Here is a 22,690-nt window from a genome sequence, read left to right on the forward strand (position 1 = left end):
ATGGAACAGGTGAAACGGCCGAAAAAACCGTTGATGTTTTATTATACGATTGTGCTGATTATCCTGATACTATTTAACATTATTGCGATGCCTTACATAAAGGAAAAGCAGATCAAAGATGTAGATTATGGAACATTTATCTCTATGACCGAGAAAAAGGAGATAAAAAAAGTAGAATTGCAGCAACAGGATAATACGATCTTATTTACAGGAAAAGACGGGAAGACCATTTACAAAACGGCGATGGTCAATGATCCGGATCTGACGAAACGATTATATGAAGCGGATGTTTCTTTTTACGGAGAAGAAATTGATCAGTCATCTCCGATCCTGGTTAATATTTTATCCTGGGTGCTTCCAATCTTGTTTTTTGTAGCATTGGGAGAATACATGTCCAGAAAATTGATGAAGCGGGCCGGTGGAAAAAACGCCATGTCTTTCGGAATGGGAAAAAGCAGTGCGAAGATTTATGTGAAATCATCCGAGGGAATCCGTTTCCGTGATGTTGCAGGTGAAGATGAGGCGAAAGAGAATTTAAGCGAGATTGTAGAATATCTTCATAACCCGGCCAGATATAAAGAAATCGGAGCATCGATGCCGAAAGGAATTCTTCTTGTAGGACCTCCGGGAACAGGTAAGACGATGCTTGCAAAAGCAGTTGCCGGTGAGGCAAATGTTCCATTTTTCTCCATGTCCGGTTCTGAATTTGTAGAGATGTTCGTTGGTATGGGTGCATCAAAGGTGCGTGATCTGTTTCAACAGGCAAAAGAAAAAGCACCATGTATTGTGTTTATTGATGAGATAGATGCAATCGGTAAGAAGCGGGATGGACAGATAGGTGGAAATGATGAACGTGAGCAGACCTTGAATCAGTTGCTGACAGAGATGGACGGATTCGAAGACAACACGGGTGTGATCATTCTTGCGGCAACGAACCGTCCAGAATCCCTGGATCCGGCTCTTTTAAGACCGGGACGGTTCGACAGACGTGTGCCGGTAGAACTTCCTGATCTGAAAGGAAGAGAAGATATCCTGAAGGTTCATGCAAAGAAAATAAAAGTTGGTGATAATGTAGATTATAATAAAGTGGCACGTATGGCTTCCGGAGCTTCTGGAGCGGAACTTGCTAATATTGTAAATGAAGCAGCACTTCGTGCAGTTCGTGACAACCGTAAATTTGTAACGCAGGAAGATCTGGAGGAGAGTATTGAGGTTGTTATCGCCGGATATCAGAAGAAAAATGCGATCCTGACAGATAAAGAAAAGCGGATTGTGGCATATCATGAAATCGGGCATGCGCTTGTGGCTGCAAAACAGACTAATTCAGCTCCGGTACAGAAGATTACCATTGTTCCCAGAACGTCGGGGGCTCTTGGCTATACGATGCAGGTCGAGGAAGGCAATCATTATCTGATGACAAAAGAAGAAATCCTGAATAAAATTGAGACTCTTACAGGAGGAAGGGCAGCGGAAGAAATTGTGTTTGGTTCAGTCACGACGGGAGCTTCCAATGATATTGAACAGGCAACCAAGCTTGCAAGGGCTATGATCACAAGATATGGAATGACGTGTGATTTTGATATGGTTGCAATGGAAGTGCAGACGAATCAGTATCTGGGAGGAGATTCTTCCCTGACCTGTTCGACAGAGACGCAGACAAAGATTGATGAGAAGGTTGTGGAAGTTGTTCGAAGTGAACATGAAAAAGCAGCTGGAATATTGATGGAGAACAGAGAAAAACTGGACGATCTGGCAAGGTATCTGTATGAGAAAGAAACGATTACAGGAGAAGAATTCATGAATATTTTAAACGCCTGATCAGGAAGAGGAGTGAATACACTCAGCGAGAATGTGCAGGAGTTCGGGAAAATATATCTACGAGGTAAAACCGGATTCCACGCACAGACTCGCTTTTTCTTTTGAGTATCTATTGGAACACAGGTATTTACTGATGCGAGGGACGAAATAAAAGATGAAATTTTTGCAAATGTAGAAAAAATTGAAAAATTGAAAAAAAGTTGTTGACGAAAGTAGAATCTTATTGTAAACTTAGGAAGCTGGTTCAAGAGAGCAGCGAATATAAATATGGCGGGATAGCTCAGTTGGCTAGAGCACGCGGTTCATACCCGCGGTGTCGCTGGTTCAAATCCAGTTCCCGCTACTTGGAAAGAGAATTCACATTGTGAGTTCTTTTTTTCTTTTTATACTTTGCCATAGAAAAATATAGACATGAGAAAATAAGAAGTGCTATAATTAAAATAATATTTTGGGCAAAACAGACGAAAGTCTGCGACGCAAAGCTATAGGACCTGTAAAATGGTAGCCAGTTGTAAAAAAAGGATGCACACTGTCTATTTGGTATGGATGGATTTTTATCCAAGCCAATTGTTATTAAAGATTTGATTGATGCGTTACAACATAATCTGGAGAGAGTTTAGCACAGCAAAAATCAAACAAAGAAGGAGACGATGAGATTATGGAACAAGAAAATTATTCAATCGTATTCAGTAGTTCAACTGGTAATACAAAGAAGCTGGCTGATGCAGTCTATGAAATATTGCCAAAAGATAAGTGTGATTATTTTGGGGAGAATGATTCAAAGATCCCTCCATCCGATTTGTTGTATATCGGATTTTGGACTGACAAAGGGAGCGCGGATACCAAGACATTAGAATTATTAGCGAAACTAAAAAACAAGAAGATTTTTCTGTTTGGAACGGCTGGGTTTGGTGGAAGTGATGTATATTTTGAAAAGATTCTCGGGCAAGTCAAACAATCCATTGATTCAAGCAATGCTGTTATTGGAGAGTATATGTGCCAGGGGAAAATGCCACAATCTGTGCGTGAACGATATGTAAAGATGAAAGAAAATCCGGAACATCCAGCTAATCTTGATATGTTGATTGCAAATTTTGACTGTGCATTGTCGCATCCTGATATGGACGATCTGGAAAAATTAAAAAAGATAATAAAAAAATAAAAAAAGTTATTGACAATACTCACTATATTGATGTATACTAACGAAGTCGGTTCGAGAGAGCCACAAGATATGGGATCATAGCTCAGCTGGGAGAGCATCTGCCTTACAAGCAGAGGGTCATAGGTTCGAGCCCTATTGGTCCCATATATACCTCAATATATGGCGGGATAGCTCAGTTGGCTAGAGCACGCGGTTCATACCCGCGGTGTCGCTGGTTCAAATCCAGTTCCCGCTACTTGTATAAGAAAAGGAATTTGCAAAAGCAGATTTCTTTTTTTTGTATAAGAAATTGCATTTCCTATTGTGCAAAAAAACTCTAGCTATAGTGGCCGTTCATTGACTCTGAATATTCTCTCATGTATAATAAAAAAAGACATTGACAATGGAGAATGAAAAAAAGTTTTGTGGAGGAATTAAAATGCGAGTTGGTTTGGGATACGATGTTCACAAATTAGTAGAAGGAAGAGATCTGATTATCGGAGGTGTCCAGATACCGTATGAGAAAGGTCTTTTGGGACATTCGGATGCGGATGTGCTTCTCCATGCGATTATGGATGCCCTTCTCGGAGCAGCAGCGCTTGGAGATATTGGGAAGCATTTTCCGGATACAGACTCAAAATATAAAGGAATTTCCAGTATAAAGCTTCTGGAGTATGTACGGGAGCTGATTGATGATGAGCTGTATGTGGTTGGAAATATTGATGCGACAATCATTGCACAGCGTCCGAAGATGGCACCTTATATTGAGCAGATGAAAAAAAATGTTGCAGATGCCCTTGCAATTGAAGTAAGTCAGGTGAATATTAAGGCAACTACAGAGGAAGGACTTGGATTTACCGGAAGCGGAGAAGGTATTTCGGCACAGGCAATTGCGTCACTTGAGACGATTGTGAATTACAGTTACGGTGTCGGTCCGGCGGATGTAAGTTCTGGTTGTGCAGGCAGTTGTGGCGGATGTACGGGCTGTAGTGGATGCCAGAATCCGTAGGTATCATAGTTGTGTGCTTTTGAGCCCAACATCTATATAATCTGGAATTATAAAGTAAAATGTACAGTGTGGCTGGAGGAAAGGACATATGAAAATTGAAAAGCTGGAAGTTTCACAGCATTTAGATACGAGAAAGCTTTATGAAGAAGTGTTTTCGGAAGACGAGAAAAGCTTTGTAGATTATTATTATCAGGAGAAGACGAAGGACAATATAATTTATGTTGTTCGGGAAAACGATGATATTCAGGCTATGCTGCATTTAAATCCATATACACTGATGGTCAATGGAATTGAAAAGGAATCTTATTACATTGTGGCAGTTGCAACGAGAAAGGAATACCGTGGCAGAAGGTATATGGCCGGACTTTTAAGAGAGGCTCTTTTGGATATGTACCAGGCCGGTGTAACATTTACTTATCTGATGCCGGCAGCGGAGGCTATTTATCTGCCACATGATTTCCGGACGATGTATGAACAGAATATTGAATATTATGCTCCGGAGGAGAAACTGGCGGAAAGTATTACTGTACAGGCGGCTGAAGACAAAGATTGTGATGAAATTTCAGCTTGGGCACAGAAAGAACTGGCGAGGAAATACCAGGTTTACGCTAAGCGTGATAAGAATTATTATGAACGGTTACTGAAAGAGCTGTCATGTGAAGATGGAAAGCTTATCATCTACAGAAAAGATGGACAGATTGTTGATGTAAGACCATATTATGAAGAATCTAAAGAGACGGAAGAAGTGGAAAAAAAGGAAGCAAAACCGAAGATTATGATTCGGATCGTAGATGTCAGAAGAATGTTGATGTCGTTGAAGTTAAAAAGTCTCATGGCAGTCAGCTTTCAGATTACAGACCCACTGATTCCGGAGAATAACCGTTACGTTACAATGACAGGAACGGAGTTTTCAGGACTGATGCTTATGGATGGAAAGCCAGAAACCAGTGAAGGTATTTTGCCGGTCAGTGCATTGGGAGAACTTGTCTTTGGTGCAAAAACGGTAGAAGAAATCAGTAAAGAAGAAGGAGTTTCCATGTCAGGACGAATGGCATCGGAGCTTGAAAAGATTATTCCACTTTCCAGGATTTATCTGAATGAAACAGTTTGATTCAAGTATGCTTTTTCATATTTCTGCAATAGACGAATACAGGAAAATGTGCTATGATAAAAAGACGATGTAGTCATCGTAAATATTGGCGGGCAAAGCATTATTTTACAAAAATATTGCCCTGCATATTTATAGATTTACTTAGGAGGAATGAGAAATGAAATTTTGTCACAAATGTGGAGCTCAGTGTGAGGACGGAGCAAAGTTCTGTAAACAGTGCGGAGCGGCTTTAGCTGATGTGAATGCGAATCAAAGCCAGCAGACATACGAAGTACCACGACAGGCTCAGTATACAAGTGCAGATACGAATAATAGTCAGAATGCATATGGAAATCAGAATAATTATGGAAACCAGAATCAATATGGCGGCCCGGCAGGCGGCATGAATCAGAGATTCCCGGGAATCCAGGAGAGAAATATTGCGATTGCAGTCATTCTTTCGATTGTAACATGCGGACTCTATGGAATTTACTGGATGATCAAGCTGAATGACGAGGTTAATCAGATCTGTGGCGATACACAGGCGACAGGAGGCGGACTTGTATTTCTGTTCACATTGATTACATGTGGAATCTATGGATGGTACTGGATGTACAAGATGGGTGAAAAATGCGATCAGATCAAGGGCGTGAATGGAAGTTCAGGAATCTTATATCTGATCCTTGGAATTTTCGGCCTCGGAATTGTAAGCTATTGTCTGATGCAGGATACAATTAATAAAGCAATTATGTAGAATCTGTGATTGACAAAATGTATTTTTTCACATATTATATATTCTAAACAGGCAAAGACCTAGAACGGAAAGAGTAACAGAATAAGAATCTGACAGAGAGAGAACGTCACCGGCTGAAAGCGTTCTTAAGAGGAATATCTGTGAAGTGCCTCCGGGAGTTGACTGGGCGAAGGATTTATCGGAATCTGGTAGTGCAGTACGTGGATACGCGTTAAGTATGAAAAGTGGAGATTGGTGTCTGCATAAGATCATAAGACAGAATCTCTAAAAGAGTGGAACCGCGGATATACTTCGTCTCTTATTATGAGAGACGAAGTTTTTTTATATATGATGCCAGGGTCAAAAGGTCTAAATCCACATGAGCTTGCTCATAAGTGGATGAAAGATCTTGGGACCCGCCCCAATATGAGCCTAGAAGTGGGATGACAATCCCACGATATGCGAATAATTGGGAGGATTGTGAGAGTGCAAAGCACGGAACAATCCGTAGGCATCATAGTTGGGGCTTTTGCCCCAACATCTATATATTTGATCATTATATGTCAAGGGAGGAACTTAAAATGGGAGTTGTATCCTATGTCAAGGAAGAAATTCAGGTGATTCGTGAGCGGGATCCTGCAATCAAATCGAATATGGAAGTATTTTTATACCCTAGTTTTAAGGCAATTCTTCATTACAGAGTCGCACATAAATTATACAAAAAGGGACATTATGTTATGGCGCGCTGGATTTCTCAAAGAGCAGTCAGAAAGACAGGAATTGAAATCCATCCGGGTGCGACCATTGGAAAAGGTCTTTTTATTGACCACGGAAGTGGCGTTATCATTGGTGAGACGGCAGAACTTGGTGATAACATTACTTTGTATCAGGGGGTAACACTTGGCGGTACAGGAAAAGAACAGGGAAAACGTCATCCGACGCTTGGAGATAATGTTATGGTCAGCGCAGGAGCAAAGGTTCTTGGATCATTTAAAATTGGCGAGAATTCAAAAATCGGAGCAGGATCCGTTGTGTTGAAAGAAGTGCCGGCTAATTGTACAGTTGTTGGTGTCCCTGGAAGAATTGTAAAGCAGGATGGTGCAAAAATCCCACGTATGGATATGAACCAGGTAGATCTTCCGGACCCGATCAGCAATGACATCAAAGAGCTTCAGGTTGATAACCTGCGTATGCATAAAAAGCTTATGGAACTGGAAAATCAGTTAAAAATGGTTGCGCATGCCCAGTGCGCAAAAGAAGAGAAGGAGCAATAAAAATGAAGATTTATAATACAATGTCCAAGAAAAAAGAAGAATTTATACCACTTGAAGAAGGAAAAGTCCGCATGTATGTATGTGGACCTACTGTATACAACTTTATTCACATTGGTAATGCAAGACCGATGATCGTATTTGACACTGTCAGAAGATATTTCGAATATAAAGGATATGATGTAAATTATGTATCGAACTTCACGGATGTAGATGATAAGATTATTGCAAAGGCAAATGAAGAAGGTGTGACTGCTGAAGAGATTTCACAGCGTTACATTGAAGAATGTAAAAAAGATATGGCTGGCATGAATGTAAAGCCTGCAACAACAAATCCGCTTGCAACACAGGAAATTGACGGTATGATCCAGTTGATCCAGACACTGATGGACAAGGGATATGCTTATGAAAAGAACGGTACTGTTTACTACAGAACTCGCCAGTTCAAAGAGTACGGTAAATTGTCCCACAAGAATCTGGATGATCTTCGTTCTGGAGAGCGCTCACTTCTTGTATCTGGTGCAGATGAGAAGGAAGATCCATTGGATTTCGTTCTCTGGAAACCGAAAAAGGAAGGAGAACCATTCTGGAAATCCCCATGGAGTGACGGACGTCCGGGGTGGCATACAGAGTGTTCTGAGATGTCCAAGAAATATCTTGGAGAGCAGATAGATATTCATGCCGGTGGAGAAGATCTTGTATTCCCACATCATGAAAATGAGATTGCCCAAAGTGAGGCTGCCAATGGAAAGACATTTGCAAATTACTGGATGCACAATGCATTTTTAAATATTGACAACCGCAAGATGAGTAAGTCTCTCGGAAACTTCAGAACTGTCCGTGAGATCAGTGAGCAGTATGATCTTCAGGTGCTTCGTTTCTTTATGCTGAGCGCACACTATAGAAGTCCATTGAACTTCAGTGCTGAGCTTATGGAAGCAGCTAAGAGCAGTCTGGAGCGAATTGTAAATGCAGTAGATAACCTGAACTTCCTTATAAAAAATGCAAAGGATGAGCCGATGACTGCAGAGGAAGCAGAACTTTTCGCTCAGACAGATTCGTTTGTAAAAGCATTTGAAGATGCGATGGATGATGATTTTAATACAGCAGATGCAGTAGCTGCAATTTTTGAGCTTGTAAGATACAGCAACACCAATGCAGATGCCGAGAAGACAAAAGAGTATCTTGGAAAGATCAAAGACTTGATCGTGAAGCTTGCAGATGTTCTTGGTCTTATTGTAGAGAAGAAAGAAGAAATTCTGGCAGAGGACATTGAAAAACTTATTGAGGAGCGTCAGGCTGCAAGAAAAGCAAAGGACTTTGCAAGAGCAGATGCGATTCGTGATGAATTATTAGAAAAAGGTATCATTTTGAAAGATACAAGAGAAGGAGTACAATGGAAAAGAGCGTAGATTGGCAGTTTGACAGTTATATGCAGGAGATTTTCCAGATGAAAGAGGTGGATATCAGAGAATATTCACCTCTTGCTCTGGCTTATATCGGAGACTGCATTTTTGACCTTGTAATTAAGTCTTTAGTAATGAATGAGGGAAATAAACAGGTTCAGAAAATGCATAAGGAGACCAGCTCTTATGTACAGGCATCTGCCCAGTCCAAAATGATGCGTACCATTCAGGAACATTTAACAGAAGAAGAGCATGGCATATACAAACGCGGAAGGAATGCCAAAAGTGTGTCTCCTGCAAAGAATCAATCCATCACAGACTACAGGCGTGCTACGGGATTTGAAGCGTTGATGGGATATCTGTATCTGAAAAAGGACTGGAAACGACTGCTGGATTTGGTGAAGATCGGGCTTTGCAGTGTTTCTGACAGGTCCGCTTTAAAGGAAGAAGAATAGCTGGCAGCAGGATTTGAGTAAGTTTTGAAGAAGGAGAATTTCATGATAGAACACAAAGACAAACATGGAAATGAAAATATGATTGAGGGACGCAATGCGGTATTAGAAGCATTTCGTTCCGGAAAACCAGTGGACAAATTATTTGTTCTGGACGGCTGCCAGGATGGCCCGGTGCGGACGATTGTACGTGAGGCAAAGAAGCATGATACTTTGGTTCAGTTTGTAGATAAAGAACGTCTGACACAGCTTTCACAGACAGGAAGACATCAGGGAGTGATTGCTTATACAGCGGCTTATGAGTATGCACAGGTAGAGGATATGCTGGCACTGGCAAAAGAGCGGGGAGAGGATCCATTTCTTATTTTGCTGGACGATATTGAAGACCCACACAACCTGGGTGCGATTATCCGTACTGCAAATCTGGCAGGTGCGCATGGAGTCATTATTCCTAAACGAAGAGCGGTAGGACTGACGGCGACTGTGGCAAAGACATCGGCAGGAGCAATCAACTATACACCGGTTGCAAAAGTGACTAATCTGACTAAGACGATGAAAGAATTAAAAGAAAAAGGGCTTTGGTTCGTGTGTGCGGATATGGGTGGTGAGTCTATGTATAAGCTGAATCTGACAGGTCCGATCGGTCTTGTGATTGGAAATGAAGGAGAAGGTGTCAGCCGCCTTGTAAAAGAAACCTGTGATTTTGTTGCAAGCATTCCGATGAAAGGGGATATTGATTCCCTGAATGCATCTGTGGCAACCGGAGTTCTTGCATATGAGATTGTAAGACAGAGGCTTGGATAATTATGGACAGATATGAGAAGATGACAGATGAACAACTGATTCAGAAGCTGCGCGATGGAGACAACAGAATCGTAGATTATATTATGGAAAAATATAAAAATCTTGTGCGAAAAGAAGCGAATGCTATGTATCTTCTTGGAGGAGAAAATGAAGATCTGATCCAGGAAGGTATGATTGGTCTTTTTAAAGCGGTGCAGAATTATGAGCCGGATCAGAATAGTTCATTTTTCAGCTTCGCAAAACTGTGTATTTCCAGACAGCTTTACTCCGCAATCGAGGCTTCCAGGAGAAAGAAACACAGTCCGTTAAATTCTTATGTTTCACTTTATGATATGACGGAGGAGAAAGAACCTCTGATCAATACGATGGAAGCACATAAAAACAGCAATCCGGAAGAACTATTAGTCAGCCAGGAATACGCAGAACTTCTGGAAAGTAAACTGGAAGAGAGCTTAAGTGATCTTGAGAACCGTGTACTTTATCTGCATCTTATGGGCACCGATTACCGCACGATAGCAAGGCTTTTAGACAAAAGTCCAAAGACGGTGGATAATGCCTTGCAAAGAATTAAAGCAAAGACGCAAAAGATTCTGGAAAAAGAGAAGTTGTGAAAAACAGGAATGCTGAAAAATAGAAATACTCGATTAGGCATTGACAACAAGTGCCGGATATTGTATATTATTAACGTTGCATAGAACATATGCGCGCTGCCTTGGCTCAGTCGGTAGAGCGTCGCCTTGGTAAGGCGGAGGTCGGCGGTTCGATTCCGCTAGGCAGCTTGTTTAAATTAACCTCGTAAACTCGCGAAGAACGTGAGTTTACGGGGTTTTTACTATCTGACTTTTTAAAATCGTATGACTGCCGGGCAAAGAAGAGTATAGCTGAAAGAAGAATTTTGGGTGTTAGAAGAGAGGCGTAGAGAGAAAATATGAGTAAGAAAAGTACAGTGATGACAGAAGGGGCAATTTGGAAAGAAATTTTATTCTTCTCCATTCCGCTCATCTTGGGAAATTTATTTCAACAATTATATAATACAGTAGATTCTATTATTGTGGGAAACTGGATTGGGAGTGAGGCATTGGCAGCAGTCGGATCCAGTGGCGCAATCATCAATCTTCTGCTTGGATTCTGTATCGGTGCATCCGCAGGTGCCGGAGTCGTTGTTTCTCAGTTTTTTGGAGCCGGGAATCGTGAAGGAGTAAGGAAAGCAGTACATACGACACTTGCAATTGCCGTGGCAGCAGGAGCGATATTGACAGTGGCAGGGGTTGTGACAACACCGATGATTTTGCGGGCAATGGACACACCGCAGGAAGTATTTGAACAATCATCACAGTATCTGCAGGTGTATTTTGGCGGAATATTTTTTTCTGTTATTTATAATATGTCAGCAGGAATTCTCAATGCAGTGGGAAATTCCAGACGGTCATTAATCTACTTGATTATTGCAGCGGTTTCCAATATATTTTTAGATATATTTTTTGTTGTGATTTTGAAAATGGGAATTATTGGAGCGGCTCTTGCAACAGATATCAGCCAGCTTTTATCCTGTATTTTTATTCTGGGATTTTTAATGAGAAGCCAGGAAAGTTATCATGTAAGACTACGTGATATTCGGTTTTATGATAATCTGCTTGGAAGGATTTTGAAGATCGGTCTGCCAACAGGATTTCAAAATATTGTTATATCCATTTCAAATGTTATTGTACAGTCCAGCGTCAATAGCTTTGGTGCAGTTGTAATGGCAGGCTATGCAGCTTATGTAAAAGTAGATGGATTCAATATTCTTCCGGTGCTGAGTTTCAGTATGGCGGCCAGTACATTTGCAGGTCAGAATGTAGGCGCAGGAAAATATGACCGCGTGAAGAAAGGAATGTGGGTATCAACAGGTATGGGCGTTGGATATACCATTATTTCCGGAATATTATTGTTAATCTTTGCGCCGCAGGTCATTGGAGTGTTTTCTGGCAAACCAGATGTAGTCCAGTATGGAATTTATGTTATGAAGTTTTTCTGTCCGTTCTACTGGCTGCTTGGTTTCTTACATGTTATGGCAGGAACAGTCCGGGGAACAGGAAAGACATTTCAGACAATGGTTGTATTCCTTGTATCCTTATGTGTATGCAGAGTTATCTGGATTTGGGCGGTACTTCGAATCGACCACAAACTGTCTTATGTTATGACGGCATATCCGGTGACATGGCTGATCGGTGCAGTACTGATCGCACTCTATGTATGGAAGGGAAAATGGATGCCAGAGGCGTATTATCGAATGAAGAAAGAAGTATAGAAAGTGAGTGATGTATCATGACAGCTTTTTTAAATGATTTTAGCAAGTTTTACGGAACTGGTGAGAAAAATGAGGCGGGACAGAATCTGGAAGAATTCCTGGAATTGTATGATCCGAGAAAATATGAAACACCAAGCAATACGACAGATGCAGTCATATTTGCATATGAAGGGGAAAGTTGTGATTCTATTGACGGATTAAAGGTTCTTCTTGTAAAGAGAAGCAATCACCCAAGTATTGGTTACTGGGCACTGCCGGGCGGTTTTGCCAATATGCGGGAGAATTTAGATGAGACTGCAAGGCGTGAGCTGGAAGAAGAGACAGGTGTAAAGGGGCTTGTTATGGAACAGCTTGCAACTTATGGGGATTATGATAGAGATCCGCGGACCCGCGTGATCACGACTGCATATATGGCGGTCGTTCCGGAAAATGCTGTGAAAGTACAGGCAGGTGATGACGCCGCGGATGCTGTGTGGTGTGAGGTGAATCTACAAGGAGTCAGCACAGAAGAAAGAGAGAATGATTTGAAATGCTATGGAGGCGCCGTGTCAGATTCGGAAAAACAGATGGAATATCACTATAAACTTCACGTGAAAAATGTAAGCAGAGGCTTGGATACAGAGGCAGAAGTTGTACAGACGATCCGTGGCGAGCTGGTGCGCGAGGAACATTTTCAGGTGGAAAAAGCAGGTGAGATTGCGGTCGACCACAGTGCAATTATTGTACAGGCACTTTTAACGCTCAAAAAACGTTTGTAATCTGTGCCGTCATAGGGTAAAATATTGAGTGATATAGGAATGGAAGAGGGGCATAAGCCACTCGATATTCGAATATCCGAAGGATTGCAGGAATATGCAGCATGGAGCAATCCGTGGATATCACTAGCGTATATTTAAAATAATTCAGATAAATCAGGAGGAGAGAAATGGCAGAAGAGACAGTTTCTAAGAATTTTATAGAGCAGGAAATCGATAAAGATCTGGCAGAGGGAGTTTATACAGAGGTCTGCACAAGATTCCCGCCAGAGCCGAATGGATACCTTCATATCGGACATGCAAAGTCCATTCTTTTAAATTCCGGACTTGCGAAAGAATACGGTGGAACATTTCATTTAAGATTTGACGATACGAACCCGATGAAAGAGGATATGGAATTTGTAGAGTCTATCAAAGAAGATGTGCAGTGGTTAGGAGCAGATTATAAAGACCATCTGTATTTTGCTTCTAACTATTTTGATACCATGTATGAATGTGCAGTAAAATTGATCAAAAAGGGAAAAGCATATGTGTGTGATCTCAGCGCTGATGAGATTCGCGAGTACAGAGGAACACTGACAGAGCCAGGGAAGGACAGCCCATATCGTGACAGAAGTGTTGAAGAAAACTTAGATCTTTTTGAACGCATGAAGAATGGTGAGTTTGAAGATGGAACAAAGGTACTTCGTGCGAAAATCGATATGGCGTCTCCGAACATTAACATGCGAGACCCGGTCATTTACCGTGTGGCACATATGACACATCACAACACAGGGGATAAATGGTGCATTTATCCGATGTACGATTTTGCTCACCCAATTGAGGATGCAGTAGAGCATATCACACATTCTATCTGTACACTGGAGTTCGAGGATCACAGACCGCTCTATGACTGGGTTGTAAAAGAGTGCGAGTTTGATCCGGCACCGCGTCAGATTGAGTTTTCAAAATTATACCTGACCAATGTTGTGACAGGTAAGAGATACATTAAGAAACTTGTTCAGGACGGCATCGTAGATGGCTGGGATGATCCAAGACTTGTTTCCATCGCAGCACTCAGAAGAAGAGGATTCACACCGGAATCTCTGAAAATGTTTATCGAGCTGTGTGGAGTATCCAAGAGCCAGAGTTCGGTAGACTATGCAATGCTTGAGTATTGTATTCGTGAGGATTTAAAATTGAAACGTCCGCGTATGATGGCAGTACTAGATCCAATTAAACTTGTGATCGACAATTATCCGGAAGGAGAGGTGGAATATCTGGAAGCAGATAATAACCTGGAGAATCCGGAACTTGGAAAGAGACAGATTCCATTCTGCAAAGAGCTTTACATTGAGCGTGACGATTTTATGATCGAGCCTCCGAAGAAATATTTCCGTCTCTTCCCAGGCAATGAAGTACGTCTTATGAATGCATATTTTGTGACCTGTACAAGTTATGAGACAGACGAAGATGGAAATGTGACAGTTGTTCACGCTACTTATGATCCAGAGACAAAATGCGGAACAGGATTTACAGGACGTAAAGTGAAAGGAACGATCCACTGGGTAGCAGCACCTTATGCAAAACAGGCAGAAATTCGTCTCTATGAGAATCTTGTAGATGAAGAGAAAGGTGTATACAATAAAGAGGACGGTTCTCTGAACCTGAATCCACATTCTCTTGAAATCCGCAAGAACTGCTATGTAGAGGATAGCTTTGCAGAGGCAAAGGGATGTGACAGCTTCCAGTTCGTAAGAAATGGATACTTCTGCGTTGACAGTAAAGATTCTACACCGGAGAATCTGGTGTTCAATAGAATCGTGTCACTGAAGAGCTCTTTCAAACTGCCTAAGAAATAAAGAGGAATAACATGAACGAACTGACCATGAATCTGAAGACAGATTCAAAAGTTCCCCTCTATGAACAGATTTACAACTATATAAAAAGTGATATCCAGAATGGCAGGATTTCTTATGGAGAGAAGCTCCCTTCCACAAGAGCTCTTGCCAGACATCTGGAAATCAGCCGCAGTACGGCAGAGCTTGCGTATGAACAGTTACTGTCAGAAGGCTATATAGAATCGGAGCCGTGCAGAGGATATTTTGTAGCAAAGATTGATGAGTTATATCAGATCCGTCCTGCAAAAACACCAACAGAAGAAAAAAAAGAACAGAAGCCACGATACCGTTATGACTTTACGCCAAACGGAGTGGATTTAAAAAGCTTTCCCTACAATGCGTGGAGAAAGCTTTCTAAAGATATACTGACAGATGATAAAACAGAGCTGTTCAGATCCGGTGAATCCAAAGGGGAACTTGGGTTCCGGCAGGCAATCTGTAATTATCTGCATCAGGCCAGAGGCGTGAATTGTACACCGGGACAGGTAATCGTCGGTGCCGGAAGTGATTACATTTTAATGCTTCTTGGTATGATACTTGGAAGAGAACATGTCGTTGCATTTGAAAATCCGACATACAAACAGGCATATCGTCTCTTCCGGGGACTTGCCTATAAGACTGTTCCGGTCGGTATGGACAAAAATGGAATGAAAGTGACAGAATTATCTGATAGTGGGGCAGATATTGCATACGTGACTCCGTCTCACCAATATCCGACAGGGATCATTATGCCGATTGGACGAAGAATGGAACTTTTGAAATGGGCGAAAGAAGAACCGGATCGTTATGTGATCGAAGACGATTACGACAGTGAGTTCCGTTATAAAGGGAAACCGATTCCGGCACTGCAGGGATATGACCGGGACGGAAAAGTTATTTATCTTGGTACATTTTCAAAATCCATTGCACCGGCAATCCGTATGAGCTATATGGTGTTGCCGGAAAAACTGCAGAAACGCTATGAACGGGAATATAGTTTTGTGAATTCAACCGTTTCAAAAGTCGATCAGATGATCGTACAGCGATTTATTGAAGAGGGCTATTATGAACGGCATTTGAATAAGACAAGAGCCATGTATAAAGGACGTCATGATACGCTGATCGAGGAATTAAAGCCTCTTTTGAAAAAATGCAAGATTTCCGGAGAACATGCAGGTGTGCATCTGCTTCTGACGTTTGAAGATGGGTATTCAGAACAGGAACTGATCGAACTTGCAAAAAAATCAGATATCCGGGTCTATGGAATGTCAGATTATCGGGTGGGTGAAGAAAAAAGTAAGAAAGCAACGATTCTTCTTGGATATGCCAATTTAAGCGAAGAACAGATTAAAGAGGCGGCAAGAACCCTGTGTAAGTGCTGGGGAACATAGAAGAGTGCAGATGGATGACTACGATAGTAGTGAAGCAGCTGCGCGTATTCAAGAATGCCTCGGCATTCTTGCTGCGAGGTGCGCGTCATGCAATTGCATGACATACTTCTACTGCGCACCTCTGCAATCCTGCCGGAGGCTATATCAGCTGGGGGATTGACTCCCACCACTGATACCAGCTTGTTTCTCACCCTATAGAGGTGGGAGTCATCTCCCAACTGATATAAAATATCAGTTTATGTATAGAAAAGGAGCTGCTTTTTGGCAACTCCTTTAGTAGTTTTTTAGTAAATCTTTTAGTAATTCCCTGTTAAATTTCTTACTGTTCGGAAGTCTCTGTACCGCTACATTCCTCGGCAGCCTCATTGGATTCTGCATCAGCTTCTTCAGCTTCTTTGGCAATCGCTTCGCCTATATGTTCTTCTTCAGCTTTGTCAGCTTCCTCAACAGCGTCAGGAGCTTCTTCATTATCAGAAGCGTCTGCGTCTTCAGCCTCTTTTTTAGGTGTAAGCGGAACGTAGCCGCGCTCGCCAACTGGCTTCAGATCATTATCTAAATCAAAATCATCATCGTCCAGTTCATCATCAAAATCATCAAGATCAAGCTCTTCTTTGCTCTTAAGATAATAAACAAGACCTGCTGCAGCTCCTCCAATTGCTGCGAGACCTAATAATTTCTTTCCCCATTTAGCCATAATAATAAAATCTCCTTTCGTACGATGAAATTTCTACTAATAGCAATATTGTAATACTTTTTTAACAAAATTGAAAGGGAGAGTCTATAAAAAATATATTAATTTCCCGTAACATATTTAATAAAAATGTGAGAAATATGTCGAGCCGGGGTTGTTGAGACAAATGGGAAAATGTGCTAAAATATAGAAAGAGTATTTGTGAGAAATGACGAAACGACAGTTGAGAGGAACGAGAAGAAGGAGAAAGACATGAGTAGTGAACAGAATTTTAAAAAGTCAAAAGTAGCAAAAGTAGCAAAAAAGGGCCTTTTTCGAATTGTTTTCAGCCGAACTGGTATCATGTTGCTCCTGATTCTGATTCAGCTTGGAATCTTTATTATGATTCCGTATTATCTGAATGCTTATACAACTTACATATATGGAGCATTCCGCGCAGTGAGTCTTCTGGTACTGATCCACATCATCAATTCCAAGGGGAATCCAGCGTTTAAAATGACGTGGACACTTTGTGTTCTTGTGTTTCCTGTAGTGGGAAGTTTATTCTATCTGTTTGTCCAGTTTCAGATAGGAACAAGATTTTTGAAAGCAAGACTTGCGGAACTCAGGATAGAGACAGACCCGTATATGCAGCAGGATCAGGAAATCGTAGAGGCAATTTGGGCGAGCAAATCAGCCAATGCACATTTGTCCTATTTTCTGTCACATCAGGTAGGATTTCCGACATACCGTAATACTGCAGTTAAGTATTTCCCGTTGGGAGAAGATAAATTTGCTTCCATGGTCCAGGAATTGAAAAAGGCAAAAAAGTTTATTTTTATGGAGTATTTTATCGTAGAAGAGGGATATATGTGGGAGACGCTCCTGGATATATTAAAGGAAAAAGCGGCAGAAGGTGTAGAAGTCCGGTTTATGTATGATGGCATGTGTGCCATTTCGATGCTCCCTTACGATTATCCGGAACTCATCAGAAGTTATGGAATCCAGTGTAAGATGTCTAACAAGATCACACCGTTCTTATCTACTTCACAGAATAATCGGGATCACAGAAAAATCTGTGTTATTGACGGCAAAGTAGCATATACGGGAGGTGTGAATCTCGGTGATGAATACATTAATCGAAAAGTCCGTTTTGGACATTGGAAAGATACCGCAGTTATGTTAAAAGGCGATGCTGTCCAAAGCTTTACTATGATGTTCCTTCAGATGTGGAATATTGAGGCCAGAAAACCAGAAGATTACCGCAAGTATCTGACGCCGAAGGTCAAGGGGCTCAGACGGGAACTTGGATATGTCATTCCGTATGCAGACAGTCCATATGACGATGAGAACGTGGGCGAGGAAGTATACTTCCATATTTTAAATCATGCAAAGAAATATGTGCATATTATGACGCCGTATCTGATATTGGACAATGAGATGATCACAACATTGACTCGTGTGGCAAAATGCGGAATCGAAGTAATTATTATAATGCCGCATATCCCGGATAAATGGTATGCTTTTGCAGTTGCAAAAACTTATTACAAGGAACTGATCGAGAGCGGAGTACAGATTTATGAATATACACCAGGATTTGTGCATGCAAAGGTATTCGTATCGGACGATGATACTGCGACGGTAGGAAGTATTAATCTGGATTATCGGAGTTTGTATCTGCATTTTGAATGTGGAGTATTTATTTATAATAATTCTGAAGTTGACAAAGTGGAACGGGACTTTCAGCAGACACTTGCAAAAAGCCATAAAGTGACGCTTATGGAAGTAAAAAAACAGACACTTGCAACCAAAATATCCGGTCAGGTATTGCGCCTGATTGCTCCACTTATGTAAAAACAGCGGATTTCTGTCAGTTTTTGTGAAAATCCATTGTACAAGTGAAGAAAAATATAGTATAATGCATAAGGTGATTTATTAAGTTAATAACACAGGAGGAATAGATATGGTTAAAGCAGTAGTAGGTGCAAACTGGGGAGACGAGGGTAAAGGTAAGATTACTGATATGCTCGCTCAGGAAGCGGATATCATCGTACGTTTTCAGGGAGGTGCCAACGCAGGGCATACCATTATTAATAATTATGGAAAATTTGCGCTTCACACATTACCATCCGGTGTGTTCTATGGACATACAACAAGTATTATCGGTAATGGTGTAGCACTTGATATTCCTGTATTGATGAAAGAGATTAATTCTATCGTGGAAAGAGATGTCCCGATGCCGAAGATCCTTGTATCTGACAGAGCACAGATGGTAATGTCTTACCACAAGAATTTTGACGCATATGAGGAAGAAAGACTTGGAGGGAAGTCATTCGGATCTACAAAGTCCGGAATTGCTCCGTTCTACTCAGATAAATATGCTAAAATTGGATTTCAGGTCAGTGAGTTATTTGACGATGACTTGTTAAAAGAGAAAGTTGTACGTGTGGCAGAGCAGAAGAATGTTCTTCTTGAGCATCTGTATCACAAACCGCTGATCAATCCAGACGATTTATATAAAGAGCTGCAGGAGTACAAAGAGATGATCGCACCGTATGTATGTGATACATCATTGTTCCTTCACAATGCAATCAAAGAAGGAAAGAATATCTTGTTAGAGGGACAGCTTGGTTCATTGAAAGACCCAGATCACGGAATCTATCCGATGGTTACATCATCTTCTACATTAGCCGGATATGGTGCAATCGGAGCTGGAATCCCACCATATGAGATTCAGAAGATTGTAACTGTATGTAAAGCATACTCCAGTGCTGTTGGAGCAGGAGCTTTCGTAAGTGAGATTTTTGGAGATGAGGCTGATGAACTGAGACGCCGCGGTGGAGATGGCGGAGAGTTCGGTGCTACAACCGGACGTCCGAGAAGAATGGGCTGGCTCGACTGTGTTGCTTCCAAGTATGGATGCAGAATGCAGGGAACAACAGATGTAGCATTTACAGTTCTTGATGTGCTTGGATACTTGGAAGAGATTCCGGTATGTGTAGGATATGAGATTAATGGAGAGATTACAAAAGACTTCCCACCGACACATTATCTTGAGAAAGCAAAACCAGTTCTTAAAAAGCTTCCAGGATGGAACTGTGATATCCGTGGTATTAAGAAGTATGAAGAGCTTCCGGAGAACTGCAGAAAATACATCGAGTTCGTTGAGCAGGAGATTGGATACCCGATTACAATGGTATCTAACGGACCAGGACGTGAGGACATCATTTATCGTGAGTCACCACTTAGTAAATAATGATTGAAAATCAGAGATTGCAGACTGAGAACCGAGAGTTATAGTCATGGATCTTATACTGTAAGACGAAATAATAAGAGATTACTTCGAATGGGAGGTAATCTCTTTTTTATATGTTAGGAAAGTTCTTTCCTAACATATAAAAAACGCTACGCTAGGGATGCGCACTGCGGCGTACAAGGTAGGTGTCGCAAGCGACCGCCGCAGGCGCAAGAATGTGCCGAGGCACATTCTTTGTTCTAATCGGAAATTGCATTTATTTTATAAATTCATAAGGTTTTCTTTAGATTCCTTCCACAGGTCGTACACATTTTCCTGTTAATATTACAGATGTCAGATGAAAAATCATCTGGCGGGGAGTTCATAAACGTTGCAGAGACAAAAATGTATGGAACAAAAGCAGTCATAAAAGCAGACATAGCACCATATAATAGTAAAGTCGGGATAAACAGACTGATTAACAGGTGTTGTAGGAGGTATTGCAATGGAGAACAATAACAGGGAAACGAAAGATTACCAGCAGCCAATATCGCCGCTGGAGTATTTGAACAAAAGAAAAAAGAAAAAAGAGAAACGAAAATATGGATTTACTTCGGACTATTCTGGTCGTCCTGGTCCTCTGAGTTTATGTCAGTGTCTCTTCTAGTAACACGGTACACAAGAATATAGGCATAAATCAATACCGGGAGAATAATCGTGCATGCAATGGAAGCCCTGAGGAAAGTCAGGGATACATCCGAGTCGATAAATGCAAATATAAGTGTGCTGGCGTAGAGTGCGAATAAAAGCATGGCACCGGCAAGAGCAAGAATACGTTTTACTTTTTTCATAAGAAAGTCCTTTCAATTTGATCAACTAGCATCATTATATAAAATCGGCAGTAAAAAAGCAAACAGGTCTTTGAAAATATGAAAAAATGTTATATAATAAGACGAATAGGATGAAAAGATACAAAGGAGTATATTAAGATGAGTCGTACATTATTAGAGCAGTGGAAAGATATTGCATATGACGAGAGCGCTGACAGAGCAACTCTGCAGAGATTCTGGGGAACATATTTCCAGATTGAGAAAGAGATTTATGAACAGCTTCTTTCTAATCCGGACGAGGAAGTAAAAGGAACAGTAAAAGAACTTGCTGAGAAGTATGGACAGGAAGTTCTGACTATGGTAGGTTTCTTAGATGGAATCGATGAGAGCTTAAAAGAACCAAATCCGATTGAGACAATGGATGAGGATACAGTTGTAAGCCTTGCATTTGATAAAGAGAAGCTTTATAAGAACATGGTTGCAGCAAAAGCTGACTGGTTATATGAACTTCCACAGTGGAAAGAGATTTATTCTGAGGAAGAGCTGAAGAAGCTTTACAAAGAGCAGAAAGAATCCACAACAATCCGCAAGGAGAAGAAGATTGGAAGAAATGATCCATGTCCGTGTGGCTCCGGTAAGAAATACAAGAAGTGTTGCGGTAAGAATCTGTAAGAACTTCTTGACAACCACATCTTCGATGCTATAATGAGACATATGAAAACACGGTGAAGAGACGAGTAAGTTGGGAACGTGATACCAGAGAGAGAAGCCGCAGGCTGAGAGCTTCTTATCCACAGAACCTTCTGAAGACTACCTCTGAGTGGCTGTAAAGCAGTCCGGTGACTCCGTTATCGTCAAGAATGAAGTGAATCTGATTTTATTTATGATCAGATTAAGCAGGGTGGAACCGCGAGAAGAGAACTCGTCCCTTACAGCATATTTGCTGTGAGGGACTTTTTGTATAATGAAAATTACATCTTCTATTATGCAAAAAGCCTCCGGCAGGATGCACCAAGACACATTCGTTGTTTTTGTATTACTTAGAAAATTCAGGCAGGTGATAAGATGAATTCAATGAAAGATTGTTATGAACTGGCAAATGGTGTGAAGATTCCGTGCATGGGGTATGGCACCTACAAGGCAGCAGAAGGAAATAATGAAAGCATTATAAAAACTGCGATTGAAGCAGGATACAGGTATTTTGATACAGCATCTTTCTATGATACAGAAGAAGCGCTTGGAAGAGCGATTCATGAGTCGGGGATTCCAAGAGAAGAATTCTTCCTGACTTCCAAGGCATGGAAGACGGAGATGGGATATGAAGAAGTAAAGAAAGCATTTGCACAAACGCTTGAAAAACTAGGAACAGATTATCTGGATATGTATCTGATCCACTGGCCGCTTCCAAATCCAGAATATAAAGATTGGAAAGAACTGGATGTTGAGACGTGGAGAGGATTGGAAGAATTATATAAAGCAGGTAAAGTAAAAGCAATCGGAGTCAGCAATTTCCTTTTGCATCATTTGGAAAACCTGATTCAGAATTGTGAGATCATGCCAATGGCAGATCAGATTGAATTCCATCCGGGATTTACACAGGAAGCGACAGTTCGTTATTGCCAGGAAAAAGGAATTTATGTGCAGGCCTGGTCACCGCTTGGAAGAAAACGAGTTCTAGAACATCCACTATTAGTAGGACTTGCAGAAAAATATAACAAATCAGCAGCGCAGATCTGTCTTCGCTATGAGATACAACGACAGGTCATACCACTTCCGAAAGCATCGACAAAGGAACGGATGGTACAGAATTATCAAGTGTTTGATTTTGAGATTGAAAAGGAGGATATGTATCGGATCGATTCTATGCAGCCGGCAGGCTGGTCAGGAGAGCATCCGGATTTTCCAAGAGTAAAATAAGGAATATTTAAGAAGCATA

Annotated in this window: 20 protein-coding genes, 4 tRNA genes, 1 riboswitch and 2 other annotated features; of the genes, 22 read left to right on the forward strand and 2 right to left on the reverse strand. The window is 41.2% G+C overall.

The annotated features are described in order from the left end of the window. From ftsH to pdxR, 18 genes are all read left to right on the forward strand, one after another. Positions 1 to 1,818 (forward strand): ATP-dependent zinc metalloprotease FtsH, encoded by a 1,818-nt coding sequence (gene ftsH, locus NQ560_RS06635; protein ID WP_040015326.1) that lies wholly within the window; start codon positions 1 to 3, stop codon positions 1,816 to 1,818. Between the two features lie 269 nt (positions 1,819 to 2,087). Continuing rightward, positions 2,088 to 2,161, forward strand: a tRNA-Met gene (locus NQ560_RS06640). 98 nt (positions 2,162 to 2,259) lie between these two features. After that, positions 2,260 to 2,335: riboswitch (cyclic di-GMP riboswitch) on the forward strand. A gap of 141 nt (positions 2,336 to 2,476) precedes the next feature. Continuing rightward, positions 2,477 to 2,980 (forward strand): flavodoxin family protein BilS, encoded by a 504-nt coding sequence (bilS, locus tag NQ560_RS06645; protein ID WP_005331472.1) that lies wholly within the window; start codon positions 2,477 to 2,479, stop codon positions 2,978 to 2,980. Positions 2,981 to 3,051: 71 nt separating this feature from the next. Next, a tRNA-Val gene (locus tag NQ560_RS06650) sits at positions 3,052 to 3,124 on the forward strand. Between the two features lie 17 nt (positions 3,125 to 3,141). Further along, positions 3,142 to 3,215 (forward strand) — tRNA-Met (locus NQ560_RS06655). A 183-nt stretch (positions 3,216 to 3,398) separates the two neighbouring features. Continuing rightward, entirely contained in the window at positions 3,399 to 3,968 is a 570-nt protein-coding gene (gene ispF / locus NQ560_RS06660; RefSeq protein ID WP_040015325.1) for a 2-C-methyl-D-erythritol 2,4-cyclodiphosphate synthase, read from the forward strand. 88 nt (positions 3,969 to 4,056) lie between these two features. After that, the gene (locus NQ560_RS06665; RefSeq protein WP_005331470.1) at positions 4,057 to 5,079 is read left to right on the forward strand and encodes a GNAT family N-acetyltransferase; all 1,023 of its coding nucleotides are present in this window, start codon (positions 4,057 to 4,059) and stop codon (positions 5,077 to 5,079) included. 157 nt (positions 5,080 to 5,236) lie between these two features. Continuing rightward, positions 5,237 to 5,812: a DUF4234 domain-containing protein gene (locus NQ560_RS06670; protein WP_005331468.1), complete on the forward strand. Its 576-nt coding sequence runs from the start codon at positions 5,237 to 5,239 to the stop codon at positions 5,810 to 5,812. 51 nt (positions 5,813 to 5,863) lie between these two features. Continuing rightward, positions 5,864 to 6,114, forward strand: a binding site (T-box leader). Positions 6,115 to 6,372: 258 nt separating this feature from the next. Next, positions 6,373 to 7,065, forward strand: coding sequence for a serine O-acetyltransferase (gene cysE, locus NQ560_RS06675; protein WP_005339233.1), 693 nt, complete (start codon positions 6,373 to 6,375; stop codon positions 7,063 to 7,065). Between the two features lie 2 nt (positions 7,066 to 7,067). Then, positions 7,068 to 8,474 (forward strand): cysteine--tRNA ligase, encoded by a 1,407-nt coding sequence (gene cysS, locus NQ560_RS06680; protein WP_005331458.1) that lies wholly within the window; start codon positions 7,068 to 7,070, stop codon positions 8,472 to 8,474. Then, a complete protein-coding gene (locus NQ560_RS06685) occupies positions 8,459 to 8,923 on the forward strand; it encodes a Mini-ribonuclease 3 (protein WP_005331457.1) in 465 nt (154 codons plus the stop codon). The genes cysS and NQ560_RS06685 overlap by 16 nt, the downstream gene beginning before the upstream one ends. 42 nt (positions 8,924 to 8,965) lie before the next feature. Then, positions 8,966 to 9,724 carry a 23S rRNA (guanosine(2251)-2'-O)-methyltransferase RlmB gene (gene rlmB / locus NQ560_RS06690; protein ID WP_005331454.1) on the forward strand — a complete coding sequence of 253 codons (759 nt, stop codon included), beginning with the start codon at positions 8,966 to 8,968 and terminating at the stop codon, positions 9,722 to 9,724. Between the two features lie 2 nt (positions 9,725 to 9,726). After that, positions 9,727 to 10,335, forward strand: a complete 609-nt coding sequence (gene sigH, locus NQ560_RS06695; protein ID WP_005331453.1) for an RNA polymerase sporulation sigma factor SigH — start codon at positions 9,727 to 9,729, stop codon at positions 10,333 to 10,335. A gap of 95 nt (positions 10,336 to 10,430) precedes the next feature. Further along, positions 10,431 to 10,503: transfer RNA gene (locus NQ560_RS06700), tRNA-Thr, on the forward strand. 149 nt (positions 10,504 to 10,652) lie between these two features. Then, positions 10,653 to 12,014 (forward strand): MATE family efflux transporter, encoded by a 1,362-nt coding sequence (locus NQ560_RS06705; protein WP_005331449.1) that lies wholly within the window; start codon positions 10,653 to 10,655, stop codon positions 12,012 to 12,014. A 17-nt stretch (positions 12,015 to 12,031) separates the two neighbouring features. After that, positions 12,032 to 12,772 carry an NUDIX domain-containing protein gene (locus NQ560_RS06710; protein ID WP_005331445.1) on the forward strand — a complete coding sequence of 247 codons (741 nt, stop codon included), beginning with the start codon at positions 12,032 to 12,034 and terminating at the stop codon, positions 12,770 to 12,772. A gap of 167 nt (positions 12,773 to 12,939) precedes the next feature. Further along, positions 12,940 to 14,610, forward strand: a complete 1,671-nt coding sequence (locus NQ560_RS06715) for a glutamine--tRNA ligase/YqeY domain fusion protein (RefSeq protein ID WP_005331443.1) — start codon at positions 12,940 to 12,942, stop codon at positions 14,608 to 14,610. An 11-nt stretch (positions 14,611 to 14,621) separates the two neighbouring features. Then, positions 14,622 to 16,019: a MocR-like pyridoxine biosynthesis transcription factor PdxR gene (gene pdxR / locus NQ560_RS06720; RefSeq protein ID WP_005331441.1), complete on the forward strand. Its 1,398-nt coding sequence runs from the start codon at positions 14,622 to 14,624 to the stop codon at positions 16,017 to 16,019. Positions 16,020 to 16,338: 319 nt separating this feature from the next. Here pdxR and NQ560_RS06725 read toward each other — a convergent pair whose 3' ends face one another. Then, positions 16,339 to 16,713 (reverse strand): hypothetical protein, encoded by a 375-nt coding sequence (locus NQ560_RS06725; protein ID WP_005333095.1) that lies wholly within the window; start codon positions 16,711 to 16,713, stop codon positions 16,339 to 16,341. Between the two features lie 249 nt (positions 16,714 to 16,962). Here NQ560_RS06725 and cls point away from each other — a divergent pair, with 249 nt between their 5' ends. After that, the gene (gene cls / locus NQ560_RS06730) at positions 16,963 to 18,543 is read left to right on the forward strand and encodes a cardiolipin synthase (RefSeq protein ID WP_040015474.1); all 1,581 of its coding nucleotides are present in this window, start codon (positions 16,963 to 16,965) and stop codon (positions 18,541 to 18,543) included. A gap of 109 nt (positions 18,544 to 18,652) precedes the next feature. After that, a complete protein-coding gene (locus NQ560_RS06735) occupies positions 18,653 to 19,945 on the forward strand; it encodes an adenylosuccinate synthase (RefSeq protein WP_005333093.1) in 1,293 nt (430 codons plus the stop codon). A gap of 587 nt (positions 19,946 to 20,532) precedes the next feature. Here the strand turns inward: NQ560_RS06735 and NQ560_RS06740 are convergent. Continuing rightward, complete coding sequence (locus NQ560_RS06740; RefSeq protein WP_005333090.1) at positions 20,533 to 20,775, reverse strand: hypothetical protein; 243 nt, start codon at positions 20,773 to 20,775, stop codon at positions 20,533 to 20,535. Between the two features lie 138 nt (positions 20,776 to 20,913). Between NQ560_RS06740 and NQ560_RS06745 the strand changes: the two genes are divergently transcribed. Continuing rightward, complete coding sequence (locus NQ560_RS06745; protein WP_005333089.1) at positions 20,914 to 21,426, forward strand: SEC-C metal-binding domain-containing protein; 513 nt, start codon at positions 20,914 to 20,916, stop codon at positions 21,424 to 21,426. 44 nt (positions 21,427 to 21,470) lie between these two features. Beyond that, positions 21,471 to 21,687, forward strand: a binding site (T-box leader). Between the two features lie 132 nt (positions 21,688 to 21,819). After that, positions 21,820 to 22,671 (forward strand): aldo/keto reductase, encoded by an 852-nt coding sequence (locus NQ560_RS06750; protein ID WP_040015473.1) that lies wholly within the window; start codon positions 21,820 to 21,822, stop codon positions 22,669 to 22,671. The last annotated feature ends 19 nt before the right edge of the window (positions 22,672 to 22,690 follow it).

The sequence above is a fragment of the Dorea formicigenerans genome (assembly GCF_025150245.1).
Classification (GTDB): domain Bacteria; phylum Bacillota; class Clostridia; order Lachnospirales; family Lachnospiraceae; genus Dorea; species Dorea formicigenerans.